General features: G+C 69.5%; 17 protein-coding genes, 1 tRNA gene and 1 pseudogene. 13 read left to right on the top strand and 6 right to left on the bottom strand.

Annotated elements, in window-relative coordinates; genetic code table 11:
- Positions 1-34: 34 nt before the first annotated feature.
- Genes AC2D10_RS02980 through AC2D10_RS02970 form a run of 3 tightly spaced genes read left to right on the top strand, consistent with a single transcriptional unit; the run spans position 35 to position 3,082 of the window.
- A complete protein-coding gene (locus AC2D10_RS02980) occupies positions 35-520 on the top strand; it encodes a ribose-5-phosphate isomerase (protein ID WP_484710367.1) in 486 nt (161 codons plus the stop codon).
- A gap of 1 nt (position 521) precedes the next feature.
- A complete protein-coding gene (locus AC2D10_RS02975) occupies positions 522-1,589 on the top strand; it encodes an Fpg/Nei family DNA glycosylase (protein WP_484710366.1) in 1,068 nt (355 codons plus the stop codon).
- Positions 1,586-3,082 (top strand): amidohydrolase, encoded by a 1,497-nt coding sequence (locus tag AC2D10_RS02970; RefSeq protein ID WP_484711794.1) that lies wholly within the window; start codon positions 1,586-1,588, stop codon positions 3,080-3,082. The genes AC2D10_RS02975 and AC2D10_RS02970 overlap by 4 nt, the downstream gene beginning before the upstream one ends.
- Positions 3,083-3,153: 71 nt before the next feature.
- On the opposite strand, the gene AC2D10_RS02965 is transcribed toward AC2D10_RS02970, so the two are convergent.
- Positions 3,154-3,639: a Dps family protein gene (locus AC2D10_RS02965; protein ID WP_484710365.1), complete on the bottom strand. Its 486-nt coding sequence runs from the start codon at positions 3,637-3,639 to the stop codon at positions 3,154-3,156.
- A gap of 141 nt (positions 3,640-3,780) precedes the next feature.
- Here AC2D10_RS02965 and AC2D10_RS02960 point away from each other — a divergent pair, with 141 nt between their 5' ends.
- Positions 3,781-4,317, top strand: a complete 537-nt coding sequence (locus AC2D10_RS02960) for a gamma carbonic anhydrase family protein (RefSeq protein WP_484710363.1) — start codon at positions 3,781-3,783, stop codon at positions 4,315-4,317.
- A gap of 30 nt (positions 4,318-4,347) precedes the next feature.
- Positions 4,348-4,421: transfer RNA gene (locus AC2D10_RS02955), tRNA-Ile, on the top strand.
- Positions 4,422-4,464: 43 nt separating this feature from the next.
- On the opposite strand, the gene AC2D10_RS02950 is transcribed toward AC2D10_RS02955, so the two are convergent.
- Together AC2D10_RS02950 and AC2D10_RS02945 are read right to left on the bottom strand one after the other, a co-directional pair.
- Entirely contained in the window at positions 4,465-4,782 is a 318-nt protein-coding gene (locus AC2D10_RS02950; protein ID WP_484710362.1) for a DUF7882 family protein, read from the bottom strand.
- Positions 4,783-4,870: 88 nt separating this feature from the next.
- Positions 4,871-5,794 (bottom strand): AraC family transcriptional regulator, encoded by a 924-nt coding sequence (locus AC2D10_RS02945; RefSeq protein ID WP_484710360.1) that lies wholly within the window; start codon positions 5,792-5,794, stop codon positions 4,871-4,873.
- 122 nt (positions 5,795-5,916) lie between these two features.
- Here AC2D10_RS02945 and AC2D10_RS02940 point away from each other — a divergent pair, with 122 nt between their 5' ends.
- Positions 5,917-6,837 carry a YihY/virulence factor BrkB family protein gene (locus tag AC2D10_RS02940; RefSeq protein WP_484710359.1) on the top strand — a complete coding sequence of 307 codons (921 nt, stop codon included), beginning with the start codon at positions 5,917-5,919 and terminating at the stop codon, positions 6,835-6,837.
- Here the strand turns inward: AC2D10_RS02940 and AC2D10_RS02935 are convergent.
- Positions 6,759-7,433, bottom strand: a pseudogene (locus AC2D10_RS02935) (exonuclease domain-containing protein); the annotation flags it as partial. The gene AC2D10_RS02940 and the pseudogene AC2D10_RS02935 overlap by 79 nt on opposite strands.
- 67 nt (positions 7,434-7,500) lie before the next feature.
- Between AC2D10_RS02935 and AC2D10_RS02930 the strand changes: the two are divergent.
- Positions 7,501-8,400, top strand: coding sequence for an alpha/beta fold hydrolase (locus AC2D10_RS02930; protein ID WP_484710358.1), 900 nt, complete (start codon positions 7,501-7,503; stop codon positions 8,398-8,400).
- Here AC2D10_RS02930 and AC2D10_RS02925 read toward each other — a convergent pair.
- A complete protein-coding gene (locus AC2D10_RS02925) occupies positions 8,372-8,845 on the bottom strand; it encodes an Lrp/AsnC family transcriptional regulator (protein WP_484710356.1) in 474 nt (157 codons plus the stop codon). The genes AC2D10_RS02930 and AC2D10_RS02925 overlap by 29 nt on opposite strands.
- Before the next feature lie 169 nt (positions 8,846-9,014).
- Here AC2D10_RS02925 and pdhA point away from each other — a divergent pair, with 169 nt between their 5' ends.
- The 3 genes from pdhA to AC2D10_RS02910 are packed head-to-tail and all read left to right on the top strand — an operon-like array spanning position 9,015 to position 12,527.
- Complete coding sequence (gene pdhA, locus AC2D10_RS02920; RefSeq protein ID WP_484711793.1) at positions 9,015-10,130, top strand: pyruvate dehydrogenase (acetyl-transferring) E1 component subunit alpha; 1,116 nt, start codon at positions 9,015-9,017, stop codon at positions 10,128-10,130.
- Position 10,131: 1 nt separating this feature from the next.
- A complete protein-coding gene (locus tag AC2D10_RS02915; RefSeq protein WP_484710354.1) occupies positions 10,132-11,142 on the top strand; it encodes an alpha-ketoacid dehydrogenase subunit beta in 1,011 nt (336 codons plus the stop codon).
- Positions 11,139-12,527 (top strand): dihydrolipoamide acetyltransferase family protein, encoded by a 1,389-nt coding sequence (locus AC2D10_RS02910; protein ID WP_484710353.1) that lies wholly within the window; start codon positions 11,139-11,141, stop codon positions 12,525-12,527. Before AC2D10_RS02915 ends, AC2D10_RS02910 begins: the two co-directional genes overlap by 4 nt.
- 10 nt (positions 12,528-12,537) lie before the next feature.
- Here the strand turns inward: AC2D10_RS02910 and AC2D10_RS02905 are convergent, their stop codons facing one another.
- Entirely contained in the window at positions 12,538-13,131 is a 594-nt protein-coding gene (locus AC2D10_RS02905; protein ID WP_484710352.1) for a TetR/AcrR family transcriptional regulator, read from the bottom strand.
- A gap of 113 nt (positions 13,132-13,244) precedes the next feature.
- Between AC2D10_RS02905 and AC2D10_RS02900 the strand changes: the two genes are divergently transcribed.
- The 3 genes from AC2D10_RS02900 to AC2D10_RS02890 are packed head-to-tail and all read left to right on the top strand — an operon-like array spanning position 13,245 to position 17,976.
- Complete coding sequence (locus tag AC2D10_RS02900; protein WP_484711792.1) at positions 13,245-14,798, top strand: carboxyl transferase domain-containing protein; 1,554 nt, start codon at positions 13,245-13,247, stop codon at positions 14,796-14,798.
- 5 nt (positions 14,799-14,803) lie between these two features.
- Complete coding sequence (locus tag AC2D10_RS02895; RefSeq protein WP_484710351.1) at positions 14,804-16,828, top strand: acetyl/propionyl/methylcrotonyl-CoA carboxylase subunit alpha; 2,025 nt, start codon at positions 14,804-14,806, stop codon at positions 16,826-16,828.
- Entirely contained in the window at positions 16,825-17,976 is a 1,152-nt protein-coding gene (locus AC2D10_RS02890; RefSeq protein WP_484710350.1) for an acyl-CoA dehydrogenase family protein, read from the top strand. The genes AC2D10_RS02895 and AC2D10_RS02890 overlap by 4 nt, the downstream gene beginning before the upstream one ends.
- Positions 17,977-17,985: the final 9 nt, after the last annotated feature.

Here is a 17,985-nt window from a genome sequence, read left to right as displayed (position 1 = left end):
ACGATGACCGCTCGGCGCTTCTAGGATGGGAGCCATGCGCATCCATATCGCCACCGATCACGCCGGTCTCGACTTCTCCACCCAGCTGCAGGAGCACCTGCGCACCGCCGGGCACGAGGTCGTCGATCACGGTCCGATCGTGTACGACGCGGTGGACGACTACCCGGCGTTCTGCATCCGTGCAGCACAGGCGGTCGTGCGTGATCAGGCCACGGGCGTCGAGACGCTCGGCATCGTCTTCGGCGGTTCCGGGAACGGCGAGCAGATCGCGGCGAACAAGGTCGAGGGTGTGCGTGCTGCGCTGGTGTGGAACCTGTCGACGGCCGAACTCGCCCGCGAGCACAACGATGCGAACGTGATCGCGATCGGTGCGCGCCAGCACACCTATGACGAGGTCATCGCGCTGATCGATCGGTTCATCCAGACGCCGTTCTCGGGTGACGAGCGCCACGCGCGTCGCATCGCGCAGATCGCGCAGTTCGAGCGCGACGGCTCGCTGCTGCCGGACCCGCGAGCCTGACATGCCTGAGGGTCACTCCGTCCATCGGATCGCGCGCCAGTTCGATCGCAACTTCATCGGGAAGGTCCTGCACGCCTCGAGCCCGCAGGGGAGATTCGCCGAGGGCGCTGCGGAGCTCGACGGTCGCACCGCGATGAGCGTGAAGGCCGTCGGGAAGCAGATGTTCCTCGAGGCTGAGGGCGACCTCTGGCTACGCGTGCACCTCGGACTCTACGGAGCCTGGGACTTCGCGGGAGAGATCCTGCTCGATCCGACCATCGCCTCGGCGAACGGGCGGATGGGACAGACGAATCAGCGCGGCACCGACCTCACCGGCGTCGCGCACGAGACTCCCGACGTCGCCGACCTGAACGCCGACGAGAGCTCAGACGACGAGGCGATCCTCGATGATGCCGGCGAGAACTCGCTGTCATCGATCGGCGCTCCCCGTCGCGCCCGCGTGCACGTGCGCATGTCGGAGCAGACGCGCGGGCTGGCCGACGAGGACGACGCGGAGTGGCCGCCGCCGGTGGTCGGACAGGTGCGGCTGCGCCTGATGACCGACATCACGGCTGCCGACCTGCGCGGTCCGACCGCGTGCGTGCTGCAGACCCCCGACGAGATGCTCGCGTCCGTGGCACGGTTGGGCCCGGACCCGCTCGTGGGCGACCCGGCCGAGAACGAGGAGCGTTTCGTACGGGCCGTGCGCAAGAAGCCCACGCCCATCGCACTCCTGCTCATGGACCAGGCGGTGGTGAGCGGCATCGGCAACGTGTACCGCGCCGAGATGCTGTTCCGTGCGCGCCTGAACCCGCACACGCCGGGCCGCGACGTGCCCGAAGAACTCGTGCGGGAGCTCTGGCGCGACTGGGTGCGTCTGCTGGCCATCGGCGTCGAGACCGGTCAGATGATGACCATGGACGATCTGTCGTCCGAGCAGTACCGCGCCGCGATGGCGCACCGCGACGATCGCCACTGGGTGTACCACCGGGCCGGGCTCCCGTGCCGGGTGTGCGGCACCGAGATCGCCCTCGAGGAGATCGGCGCCCGCAAGCTCTACTGGTGCCCGCGGTGCCAGGCGACGACATGACCGCGGTGGGCCAACCCGTCTCGATGATCCGTGCCGTGCGCATCGCCGGTCCCGGGCGCGAGTTCCTGATCGATGACGAACCCGTCGACATCCACATCCGTGGAGACCGCATCGTCGACATCGCGCCGACAGGAGCGCTCCGTGCGCAGGGCGAGGTGCTCGACGGCGCCGGCGCCTGGGCGGTGCCGGGGCTGTGGGACAACCACGTGCACACGGTGCAGTGGGCTCTCTCGTCGGAACGCGAGCCGCTGGATGACACGACCACGGCGGCTGGGGCCGCGGCCCGCATGGCAGATGTCGCGCCGCTGCGCGACGGGCGTCGGGTGGGCAGCGGGTACCGCGACGCGCTGTGGCCGGACCAGCCCAGCCTGGCCCTGCTCGACCGCGCGACCGGAGTCGTGCCGACCTACCTGATCAACGCCGACGTCCACAGCGTCTGGCTGAACTCCGCCGCGCTGCGTCGTGAGGGGTTCGTCGCCGACGACGGGGTGCTGCGCGAAGAGGACGCCTTCGAGATCTCGCGACGCCTGAACGCCGTCGAGGCCGATCACGGCGACCGCGCGGTGCGCGCGGCGGGGGAGCGGGCGGCCGCTCGGGGAGTGACGGGACTGGTCGACTTCGACATGGCGTGGAGCGCCGAGGCATGGCCGCGCCGGGTCGCCGCCGGTTTCGCGGCGCACCGGGTCGAGTTCGCGGTGTACCCCTTCGACCTGGAACGGGCGATCGCGGCCGGGCTTCAGACGGGCGAGCTGCTGGACGACGCTGACACCGCCGAGCACGCGCGCGGACTCGTGCGCATGGGCCCGCTCAAGATCATCACCGACGGCTCGCTCGGCACCCGCACCGCCGCGTGCTCGCATGCCTACCCCGGCGTCGAGGCCGGTCACGGCGTCTTGAACGTGCAGCCAGAAGAGCTCCATGCGCTGCTGATGCGCGCGACCGGTGCGGGCCTCGGGGTCGCCCTGCACGCGATCGGCGACCGCGCCACGACATCGGCGCTCGACGCCTTCACCGCCACCGGGGCGAGCGGCACGATCGAGCATGCCCAGCTCGTCCGCCATGCGGACCTCGCCCGTTTCGCTCGGCTCGGAGTCATCGCGAGCGTGCAACCACAGCATGCGCTCGACGACCGTGATCTGGCGCACCGGCTGTGGGCGGAGCAGACGTCGATCGGCTATCCGCTGGCGTCCCTCCGCGCGGCCGGCGTCGAACTGCGCTTCGGGTCGGACGCACCGGTGGCGGCTCTCGACCCGTGGCAGGCGATCGGCGCCGCGGTGACCCGTACCGATGACGAGCGTGAGCCCTGGCACCCGGAAGAGCGTCTCAGCATCGACGAGGCTCTGGCGGCGAGCGTGCGGTCGGCACTCCGTCCTGGCGAGATGGCGGATGTCGTCGTGTGCGCAGAGGATCCGCTCACCGCATCCGGCGATCGGCTGAGGGGGATGCCCGTAGAGGCGACGGTGCTGGGCGGTCGTCTCACCTACAGCTCATGACGCAGCGCGCGTGACGCAACGCGAAGGGCCCCGGGGATCGCACCCCGGGGCCCTTCGCGATTCGAGCGGTGTTACGCGGCGATGTGCGAGACGAGGAACCAGCGGTCCTTCTCGAGTCCGCGCATGATCTCGATCGCGACGTCCTGGCTGGTGAGGTCGACCTCGTCGAGTCCGTCGATGGCTGCCTTCACGTCGACGAGGATCGCGTCGATGTCGGAGATCACGGCGCGGACGAGCTCGTCCGACTGGGTGAACCCGGCGGGGACAGCGCTCGTGCCGGCCTTCTCGGCGACCGTGCTGAGGCGGGCGTCGATCGGGAGGCCGAGAGCGACGATGCGCTCCGCTGCGGTGTCGGCGAAGTCTCCGGCGTGGGAGACGATCGTGTCGAGGAGTTCGTGGACGCCGATGAAGTTGGCGCCGCGCACGTGCCAGTGCGCCTGCTTGCCGTTGACGGTCAGGGCCTCGAGGCCGAGGACGACAGGGGAGAGGAACTGCGCGGCTGCTGCCGCGACGGTCGGGTCGCCGGCGGTGGTGGAAACGGTGTGTACCTTGCTCATGATGTGCTCCTCCAGGGATGCCGAATCGTATGTCTTGGACACAACGCTACTCAGCCTCAGACATTCCGCAAGCAAGCTGAGGCTCCGCTTACCGGTCCGTTTTCCCGCGGAATACCGGGCATCTGAGGGTAGTCTCGCCTTATGAGCATCGCATCGGGAGCCTCGGTCCTCGCCCTGCCGACCGGCACGCCGGACATCGCCGCTGACGCATTCATCGCCGACGGCGCGCGCGTCGTCGGCCGCGTCGAGCTGCGACCCGGATCGAGCGTCTGGTACAACGCGGTGCTGCGGGCGGATTCGTCATCCATCACGGTCGGCGACGACAGCAACGTGCAGGACAACGTGTCGGTGCATGTGGACGACGGGCACCCGGTCGTGATCGGCGCGCGGGTGTCGATCGGTCACAACGCCGTCGTGCACGGCTGCACGATCGGCGACGGTTCGCTGATCGGCACGGGAGCGGTGATCCTGAGCGGAGCCGTGATCGGGGTGGGGTGCCTGATCGCCGGCGGGGCGGTGGTGCTGGGAGGCACGGTCGTCCCCGACGGATCGTTGGTCGCCGGGGTCCCGGCGAAGGTACGGCGAATGCTGGACGACGACGAGAAGGCTGGGCTGATCGCGAACGCGCAGATCTACCTCGGCCACCGGAAGACGCACAGCGGCGCGACTCCGGTCTGAGGGCCGCTCGGCGCTAGGCTGGAAGTGCAAGGGGCGGTGGCCAAGCTGGTCAAGGCAGCGGGCTCATAACCCGACGATCGTGGGTTCAAGTCCCACCCGCCCTACCGATGCGCACGGCGGATCGGGCCCGGATTCCCTGCGGCCCGATCAGTCGGGCGGTCCGACCTCGAGGTGCTCCTCGATCAGTGTGATGCCGCCGCTGGTGTTGGCGGAGAGCGCCAGGTCTTCGATCCACTGCCGGCTGAGTTCGGGCGTGTTCGGCTCCTGGAAGTCGAACCGGAGCGGAATCGACGGATGCAGCCAGATGGTCGAGCGCCCGGGTGCGTCGTGCTCGGGATGCCGCCACGACAGCGTGAAGCTCTCGTTCCTTCGCAGCTTGGTCGCGGTCACCACCTTCAGGTGCGCGAGAGCGCGGTCCTCGATCTGGATCGGGTCACCGGAGTTGCCGTAGTAGAGACTGCCCACGTTCCGACCCTATGTTTCGTGCGCGAAACGTTCGTTCGACTCGAGGACGACTCGCGGACGGCGCGCACAGGTATTGCGCGTTATGTCATCATCCGCTGCGGCGACGGGTCTCCGACGGATGCACGCCGTACACCGCTCGGTAGGCGGCAGCGAATCGCGACGGGTGCGCATAGCCCCACCGGCGCGCGATGGTCGCGACGGAATCCTGAGGCGATGAACGCAGATCGCGGTGGGCTCCCTCGAGTCGGGCGCGACGCAGAGACTCCGCCGGTGTCGCATCCAGAGAGCGCCGGAAGGCGTACTGGAGCCCGCGCGTCGACATGTGGACGGCCGCGGCGACATCGTCGACGGTGATGGCGCGGTGGGCGTTCTCACTGATGTACGCCAGCGCGCGCCGCACGGCGGCCGGGGCGGGGCTGGTCTGAGCAGGGCGACCGACCAGGTCATACAGAGATGTGGCGAAGGCGCCCAGAGTGACCGACAGCGCATGACGGCCGAGTTCGGCGCGCAGAAGCGGGTCGGGGGAGTCGTCGTCGACGCTCTGCTCGAGATAGCGGAACGTGCGCTCCCACTGCGCCGCAGACGCGGCGTCGCGCGGACGCAGATCCTGCACGCGCAGGATGAGTTGATCGTCGCCGCTGAGCTGACGCGCGAAAGCGTTGACGGCGTCGCGATCGAAGATGAGGGCGCGCACCTCGGCGTCCTGCTCCCATCGCGCCCGCACCTGCGCGCCGTCGGTCACCCAGGGCATCGTCGGGTCGAGGTCGTCGCGACCTGACCACACCGCGGCGTCCGGTCCGTCCACGCGACAGACGAGCAGCTGGTCCTGAGGCTCCACGAGGGAGCGGATCTCCGCGGCGAGTGCGTAGCGCACCAGGCTCACACCTGCGAGGTCGGCAGAGTGCCAGGCAAAGCGGAAACGCTGCGGATCGGCTTTCTGCAGCACCGCGGACGGCACGTAGTCCCGCCATGTCGTCTCCACGCGTGAGACATCGCGCGAAGTGAAACGCACTGCTGGTCCTCCCCTCGCCTCGATACAGGCGAGGCAGCAGGATATCGGATCAGGCTGGGACGACGATCGGATGGGGCGCGCTCGACGCGGCCTGCGCGGTCGCAGGCCCGACAGGGGCGAGGATGGTCGGGGTGGCGACGAGGAAGGCAGGATCCGGCGATGAGGCACGCGAGCGGGCAGAGACGGATGCGCCGATGAGCGCGTCGAAGGCGACCGGCGAGGACACCACGATCCGGGATCTGGATGCGGCGTCCTGGGCGTACGTCGCGCGGTCCGTCGTGCGTAGGTTCGTCCCTGATCGCTGCCCGGACGCGGCGGCGGCGCTGACGTTCTACGCGATCCTCGCGGTGATCCCTGCCGCGATGGTCGTGGTGTCGCTGGTCAGCATCCTCGGATCGGACTCCGAGCTGCTGCGCCTGGTCGTGACTGTGGTCTCGACGCTCGTCTCCTCCGAGGCATCCGACCTGCTGCGAGACCTGATCGAGGAGCTGGCGTCGTCGTCGATCGCCTGGATCGCGCTGCTCGGCGGCCTGGCGCTCACGCTCTGGAGCGGCGCGCGGTACGCCGCCGCGTTCGGACGATCGATGAACGAGATCTACCGAGCCGACGAGGGCCGACGGCTGTGGAAGATGCGCGTCACCCATCTGCTGATCGCTCTCGCTCTGCTGGTCGCAGGCGTCGTCGCGGTCATCGTGCTCGGCGTCTCGGATCGGGTCGTCGAAGCGATCGACGATCAGCTCGGCTGGGGCGACGCGGTCCTCATCACCTGGCGGATCGTGCGCTGGCCACTGCTCGCCCTCGTCGTGGTGCTGGCGCTGGCGTGCCTGTCGTACTTCTCCTCGAATGTGCGGCACCCGCGCTTCCGGTGGATGACCTTCGGGGCGAGCTCGACGATCGCGGTGCTGCTGGCCGCGAGCCTGCTCTTTCGCCTGTACACGACCACGATCGCGCAGTACGACCGCATCTCCTCGGGGTCGAGCCGCCCGATGCGGATGAAGTACTCGGTCAGGCTGGCCGCCTGCGTGCGCGCCCACCCGATCTGACGCGTGTGCAGCTCGATGAGGCTGTCGGGCAGCACGAACTGCCGGGCGAGAGCCTGCGCCACACGTCCGGCGGCGATCGCGTCGGCGGACGCCTCATGTGCGCCGTCGAGGACGACCGCATAGTGCGCCGCGACCACCTCGAGGGTGCGCTTGCCTCGTCGGTAGCGGTCGTAGGCCTTGTCGATCACGAACGGGTCGATGACCGGCGACGGGTCGTCGAGGGGCTCGACGCCGTGCCGTCGCGCCTCGTGCGACAGCAGCGAGAAGTCGTAGGCGGCGTTGTAGGCCACGACCGGCACGCCCTGATCGAGAAGCGATCGCAACGCCGACGTGATCTCGTACACCACCTCGACGGCCGGACGACCGTGCTCACGTGCGTAGGCCGTCGTGACTCCGTGCACGGCGGTCGCCCCCTCTGGAATCGGCACGCCCGGGTCGGCGATCCAGGAGCGGGCCGCGATCTGGTCGCCCTGCGCGTCGAGCACGCCGATGTGTGCGGTGACGACGCGATCACGCGTGACGTCGATGCCGGTGGTCTCGAGATCGAACACCGCGACGCGGGTCAGCCAGCCGGGGAGCACAGGTGGGGTCGCCATGACCTCACCGTAGGACGGACCCCCGACATCCGCGAGACGCCCACCGGCGACTCCGTAGAATCGACCCATGACCGCTCCTTCTCCGTACGCCGAACGACTGGGTCGACTTCCGGTGCGACGCGCAGAGGTCGAGGTCGCCGGGGGAACGACGGCCTACTGGGTCTACGGCCCCGACGACGCCGAGACCACGGTCATCGCGGTGCACGGTTTTCGCGGCGATCATCATGGGCTCGAGCCCGTGCTCGCCTTCCTGCCCGAGGCGCGCGTCATCGCGCCCGACCTCCCGGGGTTCGGCGAGACGGCGCCGCTGCCTGATCGCACCCATGACCTCGACGCCTATGCGGGCTGGTTGACGGAGTTCGCCGCCGCCGTCGCTCCCGGCGCCGTCATCCTCGGACACTCCTTCGGATCGATCGTCGTCTCCGCCGCGGTCGCCGGTGGACTCGCGACCCCGCGGCTCATCCTGATCAACCCCATCGGCGCGCCCGCGCTAGAGGGTCCCAAAGGCGTGCTGACGCGCCTGGCGGTGCTGTACTACGGGCTCGGAGCCCGCCTCCCGGCTCGTCTGGGAACGGCGCTCCTGCGCAACCGCGTGATCGTCCGGGTGATGAGCATCTCGATGGCGAAGACCCGAGACCGCGCGCTGCGCCGCTTCATCCATGATCAGCACGACACCTACTTCTCGCGCTTCGCGGATCGCGATGTGCTCCGCGACGCGTTCGTGGCGAGTGTCTCGAACGACGTCCGTGAGTTCGCGCCCCTGATCTCCGTCCCGACGCTTCTGGTGGCCGCCGAGCGCGACGACATCACGCCCATCGAAGCGGAGCGCGTGCTCGCGACACTGTTCGCCGACGCCACCCTGGTCGAGATCGCCCACGTCGGGCATCTGATCCACTACGAGACGCCCGCCGAAGCCGCGGGCGCCATCCGTCGCTTCCTCAGGATTCCCGTCGCGCGAGGCCGATGAGCCCGGCCACCCGGAACGGGATCACCTCGCCCATGGCGAGTGAGGTCTCGGTGCGCTCCACACCCTCGATCGAGAGGATGCGCGCGTCGGTGTCGAAGAGGTGGCGCGCGTCACGGCACGCGACGCGGGCGAGCAGATCGATCGACCCGCTGAGCCCATGCGCCTGCACGACCTCGGGGATGCGCGCGAGTTCGCTGATGATCCGAGGCAGCTCGATCTGACGCACGCCGATGCTGACGAACGCCTGCAGCGGGAAGCCGAGGACCTCCGGGGCAAAGGATCGCTCGTACGAGAGGAAGATCCCGCTCTGCTCCAGCCGCGCCATGCGCGCCTGGATGGTGTTGCGAGAGAGGCCGAGAGTCTCGGCCAGAGCGACGATCGTGATGCGCGGATCGTCCGACAGCGCGGCGAGCAGTTCGAGGTCGATGCGATCGAGTCCGGACATAGTGCCAAACCATAGCAGGGTCGATCGGGTCGAAATTGAGCAACATGCTCAAGCCGTCACGCATTGCTTGAGCGACGTGATGAGCGGACGTACCCTCGGAGCAGGCCGGCGATGACGCCGCGTGCGTCACGCACAGCCCCACGAAGGCCGCCGAGACTGGAGGACGATGATGTCACCGCAGATCACCCCCATCGCCGACACCGCCCAGGACCTGGAGCTCTCCGAGCGCCTCCTGATGCCGGACGGGACGCGCATCGCGAACCCCCGACTGGATCCGTTCATCACCGACGTCGACGCCGCGCGGCTGCGGTCGCTGCATCGCGACATGGTCATCCTGCGCCGCATCGATGCAGAGGGGGTCGCGCTGCAGCGCCAGGGACAGCTCGGGCTGTGGGCGCCATGCCAGGGGCAGGAGGCCACCCAGATCGGGACGGCTCGAGCGCTCGAGGCGCGGGACTACGTCTTCCCCAGCTACCGCGAGACCGGAGTGATCTACGCCCGGGGCGCGCAGCCGGGCGACTACGTCCGCATGTGGCGCGGCGAGGAGGGTGCCGCATACGACCCCGCAGCCCTGCGCGTCGCGCCGCTGCAGATCATCATCGGAGCACAGACCCTGCACGCGGTGGGCTACGCGCTCGGCATCAGCCACGACGAGGCCGACGAGGTCGCGGTGACGTACTTCGGCGACGGCGCGACCAGTCAAGGCGATGTGAACGAGGCCATGATCTTCGCCGCCTCCTACCAGGCGCCCGTGGTGTTCGTGTGCCAGAACAACCACTGGGCGATCTCGGAGCCCGTCGCTGTGCAGTCGCAGTACCCGATCGCCGGCCGGGCTCCGGGATTCGGCATCCCGAGCCTGCGGGTCGACGGCAACGACGTGCTCGCCTGCATGGCCGCGATGCGCTGGGCGCTCGCGCACGCGCGCTCAGGAAAGGGCCCTGCCTACATCGAGGCAGTGACCTACCGGATGGGTCCGCACACGACAGCTGACGACCCGACCCGATACCGCGACGAGGCGGAGCTGGAGTCCTGGCGCCGGCGCGACCCGATCTCGCGGATCGAGGCGCATCTGCGTGCGGCCGGCGAGCTCGACGAGCAGCATCTCGCTGACACCCAGGCGGCGGCCGATGCCGTCGCCAAGGAGATGCGCGCGGCGTGCCTGGGCATGGTCACGCGACCGCCACTCGCGGTGTTCGACGGTGTCTACGCCGAGCCGCACATCGGGCTCGGACGCCAGCGCGACGAGTACGCCGCCTATCTCGAGTCCTTCGAGAGCGAGGCCTGAGATGACCGAGCTCACACTGGGCAAGGCCCTCGGCGCCGGGCTTCGTCAGGCCATGCGCGACGACGACCGGGTCGTGCTGCTGGGGGAGGACATCGGCAAGCTCGGCGGGGTGTTCCGCATCACCGACGGACTGCTCGACGAGTTCGGCTCGAAGCGCGTCATCGACACCCCGCTCGCCGAGTCCGGCATCGTGGGAACTGCAGTCGGACTGGCCTTCCGCGGGTATCGGCCCGTGGTCGAGATCCAGTTCGACGGATTCGTCTACCCCGCCTTCGATCAGATCGTGGCGCAGGTCGCCAAGCTGCACTACCGCACGCAGGGACGCGTGAAGATGCCGATCACCATCCGCATCCCGTGGGCCGGAGGGATCGGGGCCGCCGAGCATCACTCCGAGTCGCCCGAGGCGTACTTCGTGCACACCGCGGGGCTGCGCGTGATCACGGTGTCGAATCCCGCCGACGCCTACCGCAGCCTGCGCCAGGCGATCGCCTCAGATGACCCGGTCATCTTCTTCGAGCCCAAGCGGCTCTACCACCACAAGGGCGAGGTCGACCTCGCCGCCTCGCTCGCCGACGCCCCGCCCATGGGCCTCGCCGACGTCGTGCGTGCCGGAGACGACGTGACGCTGATCACCTACGGTGCGATGGTGTCGACGGCTCTGCAGGCGGCCGAGGCCGCAGAGGACGAGGGGGTGTCGATCGAGGTGATCGATCTGCGATCCCTCTCGCCGGTGGACTACGACTCCGTCGCCGCGTCGGTGCGCAGGACGGGTCGAGTCGTCGTCGCGCATGAAGCATCGCGCGAGGCCGGCGTCGCCGCCGAGGTGATCGCGAGCATCACCGAGCGCTGCTTCGAGTACCTCGAGTCCGCGCCGCTGCGCGTGACAGGACATGACATCCCCTACCCGCCCGCCAAGCTCGAGAAGTACCACCTGCCCGACCTCGACCGACTTCTCGATGCGGTCGACAGAGTGCTCGACCGCCCGAACAGCATGACAGGGGTGCACGCATGATCGCGGAGTTCCGGCTGCCCGACCTCGGCGAGGGTCTCGCCGAGGCGGAGGTGGTGCAGTGGCTGGTCGCTCCCGGTGACGCGGTGGCACTCAACCAGACGCTCGCCGAGGTGGAGACCGCGAAGGCCGTGGTCGAGCTGCCGTCGCCCTACGAGGGCACGGTCACGACGCTGCACGCCGAGGCGGGGGAGACGGTCGCTGTCGGCTCGCCGCTCATCGCCTTCGAGGTCGTCGGGGAGGATGACGCCGCCCCGGCTGCGCCGACCGGGGAAACCTCGCGGGAGGAGACCCAAGAAAAGTCGCAGCCGAATCTCGTCGGCTACGGAGCCGCTCCGGCGAACAGCGGTCGGCCGGCACGGCGCACGCGTCGATCCACCGCTGGGTCACGCGTCACCGACACCGCTGTGCTCGAGGCGGCACCGCACGACGCGGCTCCCTCGGTGACGGTGGAGCGGGTGTTCGAGCGCCCGCGCTCGACGCCGCCGGTGCGCGCCCACGCGAAGCGACTGGGTGTCGACCTCGTGCTGGTGGCTGCCGGGGTCGGCGATCGCGTGATCACCCGTCGGGACGTCGATGCGTACGCCGAACGGCATTCCGACAGGGCGGCCGAAGCGCCCTCGTCCGACCAGGGCCATCTCGCCCGGAACCCCTCCGCTGCGGACACCGGACCGACCCGCGGCACGCGCGGCGAGACCCGCACGCCGATCCGCGGCGTGCGCAAGCACACCGCGGCGGCGATGGTGCAGAGTGCCTTCACAGCCCCGCACGTGACGGTGTTCCACACGGTCGATGTCACGGAGACCATGGACCTGCTCGCGAGACTGCGCGACGACCGCTCTCTCGGCGAGCTGCGCATCGGCCCCCTCGCGGTGATCGCGAAGGTCGTGTGCCTGGCACTCAGCCGCACTCCGGGCCTGAATGCGCACTGGGACGAGCAGGCCGGTGAGATCGTCCAGTACGACTATGTCGATCTCGGCATCGCCGCCGCCACCGATCGCGGCCTCATCGTGCCGAACATCCGCAACGCCGAGGCGATGACGCTGAGCCAGCTGAGCGCGGCGCTGAAGTCGCTGGCCGACACGGCTCGCGCCGGCCGGACGTCGCCGGCGGAACTGGCGGGCGGGACGTTCTCGATCTCCAACATCGGCGTGTTCGGCGTCGATGCGGGCACGCCGATCCTGCCTCCGGGGCAGTCCGGCATCCTCGCCGTCGGGGCCGTTCGTCGTCAACCGTGGGAGTACCGCGGTGAGATCGCCCTGCGTCAGATGATGACGCTGAGCCTCTCGTTCGATCACCGTCTGGTCGACGGTGCCGAGGGCGCGCGATTCCTCAAGGACGTCGCCGACGTCCTCGAGGAGCCGGGTCGGGCGATGCTGTTCGGGTGAGAGCCGGCGCTCAGCAGGGAGCTCGCAGTGCGGCTTCCGCCATCGCGGCGAGCACCGTCGCGGTGGCGGCGTGCCGGCGCGAGGCCGAACGCGTGCTGTGGGGCGTGGAGTTGATCAGGCCGAAGCAGGCCTGCACGCGCAGGCGGAGCTCCTCGGGACTCGCCTCGAGCAGAGGGGCCAGCGCGTCGATCCACAGTTCGATGTACGCGCGCTGCAGGCGGCGGACGGCGGCACGGTCGGTGTCATCGAGGTGCGCGACATCGCGGTCGTGCACCTGGATCACATCGGCGCTGCCGAGCGCGAACTCCACGTGGAATCGGATCAGCGCGCGCATCCGCTCGACCTCGTCCGGTGCGGATGCCGCGACGGCCGTCCCGCCGCTGACCAGGTCGTCACTGACCTTCACCAGCACGCTTCCGAGCAGAGCCTGCTTGCCGGCGAAGTGTCGGTACACCGCGGGGCCGGACACACCGACGGCGGCGCCGATGTCCTCCAGGCTCACACCGTTGTATCCGCGCTCGGCGAAGAGCCGCGCGGCCTCGTGCAGGATCGCGTCGGAACGCTCCGCTTTCGCGCGATCACGGGCGGTCGTCGGGGTTGTCATCTCAGTTAATCCTCGCTAACCTGAATGAACGGGTTAGTGCACACTAACCGAAGCAGCATGGGGCGCGCCACCGTATGACGCGTGCACCGGCGTGGGTCGAGGAGGACTTCACGATGGCCGACACCCAGGAGTCCCTGGCGGAGCAGCTGCGCGCGCGCCTCGCGGTCGCCGCACGAGGCGGACCGGACGCATCGCGCGAGCGCCATATCGCTCGCGGCAAGCTCCTGCCGCGCGATCGCGTCGACCGCCTGCTCGACGAAGGAAGCCCCTTCCTCGAGGTCGCCCCGCTCGCCGCCGACGGGCTGTACGGGGGAGAGGCTCCCGGAGCCGGCGTCATCGCCGGAATCGGCCTCGTGCACGGCCGGCACGTGATGGTGGTCTGCAACGACGCGACCGTCAAGGGCGGCACCTATCTCCCGCTCACCGTCAAGAAGCATCTGCGTGCGCAGGAGATCGCGCGCGAGAATCGCCTTCCGTGTCTGTACCTCGTGGACTCGGGGGGAGCGTTCCTGCCGAAGCAGGACGAGGTGTTCCCGGACCGCGACCACTTCGGACGGATCTTCTTCAATCAGGCCCGGATGTCGGCCGACGGCATCCCGCAGCTCGCGGCTGTACTGGGCTCCTGCACCGCGGGTGGCGCGTACGTTCCGGCGATGAGCGATGAGACGGTGATCGTGCGCGGCCAGGGCACGATCTTCCTCGGCGGGCCGCCGCTGGTGAAGGCCGCGATCGGCGAGATCGTCACGGCGGAGGAGCTCGGCGGGGGCGAGTTGCACGCACGCCGGAGCGGTGTGGTGGATCACCTCGCGGAAGACGACGAGCACGCCCTCGAGATCCTGCGCGACATCGTGGCGACGCTTCCGCCGCCCCTGCCCCCCGCGTGGGAGGTGCACGAGTCCGTGGCCCCGGCCGAGACGTCGTCGCTGTACGACGTGGTGCCGGTCGACGTGAACGCCGCGTACGACGTGCGCGAGGTCATCGCACGACTGGTCGACGGCGACAGCTTCCGGGAGTTCAAGGCCGAGTACGGCACGACGCTCGTCACCGGATTCGCTCGACTGCATGGCCACCCCGTGGGCATCGTCGCCAACAACGGGGTGCTGTTCAGCGAGTCCGCGCTCAAGGGTGCGCATTTCATCGAGCTGTGCGATCAGCGCGGGATCCCGCTGCTGTTCCTGCAGAACATCACCGGGTTCATGGTCGGATCCGACGCCGAGGCCGGTGGCATCGCCAAGGACGGCGCCAAGATGGTCACCGCCGTCGCCAGCACCCGCGTGCCGAAGCTCACCGTGATCGTCGGCGGCTCCTTCGGCGCGGGCAACTACTCGATGTGCGGACGGGCGTACTCGCCCCGCTTCCTGTGGACGTGGCCGGCCAGCCGGATCTCTGTCATGGGCGGTCCGCAGGCGGCGTCGGTGCTCGCCACGGTCCGCGAGGATCAGCTCGCATCCCGCGGCGCGGAGTGGTCCGAACAGGAGCGCGCCGAGTTCGAGGCGCCGATCCGGGCCCAGTACGAGGAGCAGGGCGAGCCGTACTACGCGACCGCCCGCCTCTGGGACGACGGCATCGTCGATCCTGAACAGACCCGTGACCTGCTCGGGCTGGCGCTCGACGTGGTCTCCCGCACCCCTCTTCCCACGCCGAACTTCGGCGTCTTCCGGATGTGAGCCTGATGACTGAGATCCAGAGACCAGAACTCCGCCGAGAGTCCGAGAGCGAGTTCGACACCGGGTTCGACACCGTGCTCGTGGCGAATCGCGGAGAGATCGCGCGGCGCATCATTCGCACCCTCCGCGCACGCGGCATCCGCAGCGTCGCGGTGTACAGCGACGCCGACGCGGATGCCCCACATGTCCGCGAGGCCGATGTCGCCGTGCGGATCGGACCGGCGCCCGCGACGGAGTCGTACCTCGACGTGTCCGCGGTCATCGCGGCAGCCCTCCGAACCGGGGCGCAGGCCGTTCACCCGGGCTACGGGTTCCTGTCCGAGAGCGTGGGCCTGGCCGAGGCGTGTGCGCAGAACGGCATCGTCTTCGTCGGTCCGGGCATCACGGCGCTCCAGATCATGGGCGACAAGGCACGCGCACGCGAACACGTGGTCGCCCACGGGGTCCCCGTCGTTCCCGGCTTCGACGCCGCAGGTCTCACGGACGAGCAGATCGCCGAATCCGCAGAGCGGATCGGGTACCCGCTGCTGGTCAAGCCGAGCGCGGGCGGCGGCGGCAAGGGCATGGAGGTCGTCGCCGACGCGGCCGGGCTCCCGACCGCTCTCGCGTCGGCACGACGCGTCGCGGCATCGGCCTTCGGAGACGACGCGCTGATCCTCGAGAGGCTCATCCGACGCCCGCGTCACATCGAGGTGCAGGTGTTCGGCGACGCGCACGGCCAGGTGATCGCGATCGGCGAGCGTGAATGCACGCTGCAGCGCCGACACCAGAAGGTCATCGAGGAGGCTCCGTCCGCAGGGCTCGCGGATGCCACGCGGCAGGCTCTCCTCGAGGCCGCCGTGCAGGCCGCGCAGAGCGTGGACTACGTCGGAGCGGGGACAGTCGAGTTCCTGATCGATGCCGACGCTCCGGACGAAGTGTTCTTCATCGAGATGAACACCCGGCTGCAGGTCGAGCACCCGGTGACCGAAGCGGTGACAGGCCTGGACCTCGTCGCGCTGCAGTTGCAGGTCGCGGCGGGCAGGCCCTTGAACATCACCCCGCAGCTGCGCGGACACGCGGTCGAGGCACGTATCTACGCCGAGTCGCCCGAGCGCGGGTTCCTGCCCTCGACCGGCACGGTGCTGCTGTTCGAGCCGCCGACGGGCGTGCAGGTGGATGCCGCGATCGAGACGGGCAGCGTGGTCTCGGGCTTCTACGACCCGCTCATCGCCAAGGTGATCGCTCATGCCCCCGACCGCGCCACCGCGCTCGCGCGACTGGATCGTGCTCTTGCCGACACCGTCGTGCTGGGCGTCGACACGAACATCGCGTTCCTTCGCCGCCTGTGCCGTGACGAGCGCGTGGTCGCGGGCGACCTCGACACGGGGCTGATCGAGACGCTGCTCCCGTGGACGCCCGAGCGACCCGGCGCAGCATTGCTCGCAGAGGCCGCGCGGGTGAGCGCGCCGACCGGTGCCCCGCAGCGCTCGGGTGGGCTGTGGCGAGACCTGCCGGGCTGGCGGCTCGGGGCGCTCGCGGCTTCGGCGACGAGGGCGGCGTTTCTCACCGACGATGACCAGGTGATCGAGGAGAGCCCCGCGGATGCCGACGGGGCCGAGGGAGCCCGGGCGGCGATCGACCGCGACGGCGCCGTGTGGGTCATGCATGCCGGGCATGGTGCACGACTGCGCCCGCTCGACCGGCGGGCACGGCTGCGACGACGACTCGCCGCCGAGCACTCCGGTCCGGGCGCCACCGGACCGGAAGCGACAGCACCGATGCCCGGAGCCGTCGTCGCAGTGCACGTGGTGGAGGGAGCGCGCGTGACGACCGGCGCCCCGCTGCTCTCGATCGAGGCGATGAAGATGGAGCACCCGGTACTCGCCCCACACGACGGCACCGTGCATCTGCTGGTGTCACCCGGCGACCAGGTGCGGCGCGATCAGGTCGTCGCCCGCGTCGTCGACACGACGCAGGGCGCCGACGGCCGGTCAGACGACCACACGAACGACCACACAGACGACCACACCACGGAGGAGAACCGATGATCGAGGATCTGACCGACGAAGAGCGTGAACTCGCCGCGATGGTGCGGGAGTTCGCTGACACCGTCGTCGCCCCGCAGTCCTACGAGGCCGACCGCACGCATACCCTCTCGATGGATGTGGTGGCACAGATGGGAGACCTCGGGTTGTTCGGTCTCCCGTTCCCCGAGGAGCATGGAGGGCAGGGCGGCGACTATATGGCGCTCTGCCTGGCCATCGAGGCACTGGGGCGCGTCGATCAGTCGATCGCGATCACGCTCGAGGCCGGGGTGAGCCTGGGCGCGATGCCCATCCACCGCTTCGGCACCGATGAGCAGAAGCAGGAGTACCTCCCGGATCTGCTGGCCGGCCGTGCTCTCGCCGGCTTCGGGCTCACCGAACCCGAGGCCGGAAGCGATGCGGGTGCGACCCGCACCACCGCGCGCCTGGAGGGTGACGAATGGGTGATCGACGGTTCCAAGCAGTTCATCACGAACTCGGGCACGCCGATCACACGCTTCGTGACGGTGACCGCGGTGACGGGCATCTCCGACGGTCGCAAGCAGATCTCCACCATCATCGTCCCGAACTCGACCCCGGGGTTCACGGTCGAGGCCCCGTACGACAAGGTCGGGTGGAATGCCTCCGACACGCATCCGCTCACGTTCGTCGGCGCCCGTGTGCCCGCATCGAACCTGCTCGGCGACGAGGGTCGCGGGTTCCGCAACTTCCTCAGCATCCTTGACGAGGGCCGCATCGCCATCGCCGCGCTGTCGACCGGTGCCGCGGAAGGATGCCTCGAAGCGGCGGTCGACTACGCCAAGAGCCGGACGATTTTCGGCAGTGCGCTCAGCACTCGGCAGAACGCGCAGTTCACCCTGGCGCGCATGCGAGCGCGCGTGCACACCGCACGCCTGGCCTGGCATCACGCGGCGCGACTGCGAGACGCGGGCCGGCCGTTCGCCGAGCAGGCCGCCATCGCGAAGCTGGTGTCTGGTGAGGCCGCGATGGACAACGCGCGCGACGCGACACAGATCTTCGGCGGCAACGGCTTCATGAACGAGTTCCCGGTGGCGCGGCACTATCGCGACTCCAAGATCCTCGAGATCGGCGAGGGCACGACCGAGGTGCAGCTGCTCGTGATCGCTCGCGCGCTCGGACTCACCGGGTAGCGTGGCCGT

It is taken from the genome of Microbacterium sp. PI-SA-G, assembly GCF_057215335.1.
Note: the sequence above shows the minus strand (reverse complement) of the source record. Positions and strands in the feature narration are given on the sequence as shown.

Excerpts from the sequence above, each read along its gene's own strand:
- AC2D10_RS02895 (WP_484710351.1), top strand. The coding sequence starts at position 14,804 with ATGACTGAGATCCAGAGACCAGAACTCCGCCGAGAGTCCGAGAGCGAG.
- AC2D10_RS02925 (WP_484710356.1), bottom strand. The coding sequence starts at position 8,845 with ATGTCCGGACTCGATCGCATCGACCTCGAACTGCTCGCCGCGCTGTCG.
- AC2D10_RS02980 (WP_484710367.1), top strand. The coding sequence starts at position 35 with ATGCGCATCCATATCGCCACCGATCACGCCGGTCTCGACTTCTCCACC.
- AC2D10_RS02940 (WP_484710359.1), top strand. The coding sequence starts at position 5,917 with ATGGTCGGGGTGGCGACGAGGAAGGCAGGATCCGGCGATGAGGCACGC.
- AC2D10_RS02970 (WP_484711794.1), top strand. The coding sequence starts at position 1,586 with ATGACCGCGGTGGGCCAACCCGTCTCGATGATCCGTGCCGTGCGCATC.
- pdhA (WP_484711793.1), top strand. The coding sequence starts at position 9,015 with ATGTCACCGCAGATCACCCCCATCGCCGACACCGCCCAGGACCTGGAG.
- AC2D10_RS02930 (WP_484710358.1), top strand. The coding sequence starts at position 7,501 with ATGACCGCTCCTTCTCCGTACGCCGAACGACTGGGTCGACTTCCGGTG.
- AC2D10_RS02960 (WP_484710363.1), top strand. The coding sequence starts at position 3,781 with ATGAGCATCGCATCGGGAGCCTCGGTCCTCGCCCTGCCGACCGGCACG.
- AC2D10_RS02890 (WP_484710350.1), top strand. The coding sequence starts at position 16,825 with ATGATCGAGGATCTGACCGACGAAGAGCGTGAACTCGCCGCGATGGTG.
- AC2D10_RS02900 (WP_484711792.1), top strand. The coding sequence starts at position 13,245 with ATGGCCGACACCCAGGAGTCCCTGGCGGAGCAGCTGCGCGCGCGCCTC.
- AC2D10_RS02910 (WP_484710353.1), top strand. The coding sequence starts at position 11,139 with ATGATCGCGGAGTTCCGGCTGCCCGACCTCGGCGAGGGTCTCGCCGAG.
- AC2D10_RS02975 (WP_484710366.1), top strand. The coding sequence starts at position 522 with ATGCCTGAGGGTCACTCCGTCCATCGGATCGCGCGCCAGTTCGATCGC.
- AC2D10_RS02915 (WP_484710354.1), top strand. The coding sequence starts at position 10,132 with ATGACCGAGCTCACACTGGGCAAGGCCCTCGGCGCCGGGCTTCGTCAG.
- AC2D10_RS02905 (WP_484710352.1), bottom strand. The coding sequence starts at position 13,131 with ATGACAACCCCGACGACCGCCCGTGATCGCGCGAAAGCGGAGCGTTCC.
- AC2D10_RS02965 (WP_484710365.1), bottom strand. The coding sequence starts at position 3,639 with ATGAGCAAGGTACACACCGTTTCCACCACCGCCGGCGACCCGACCGTC.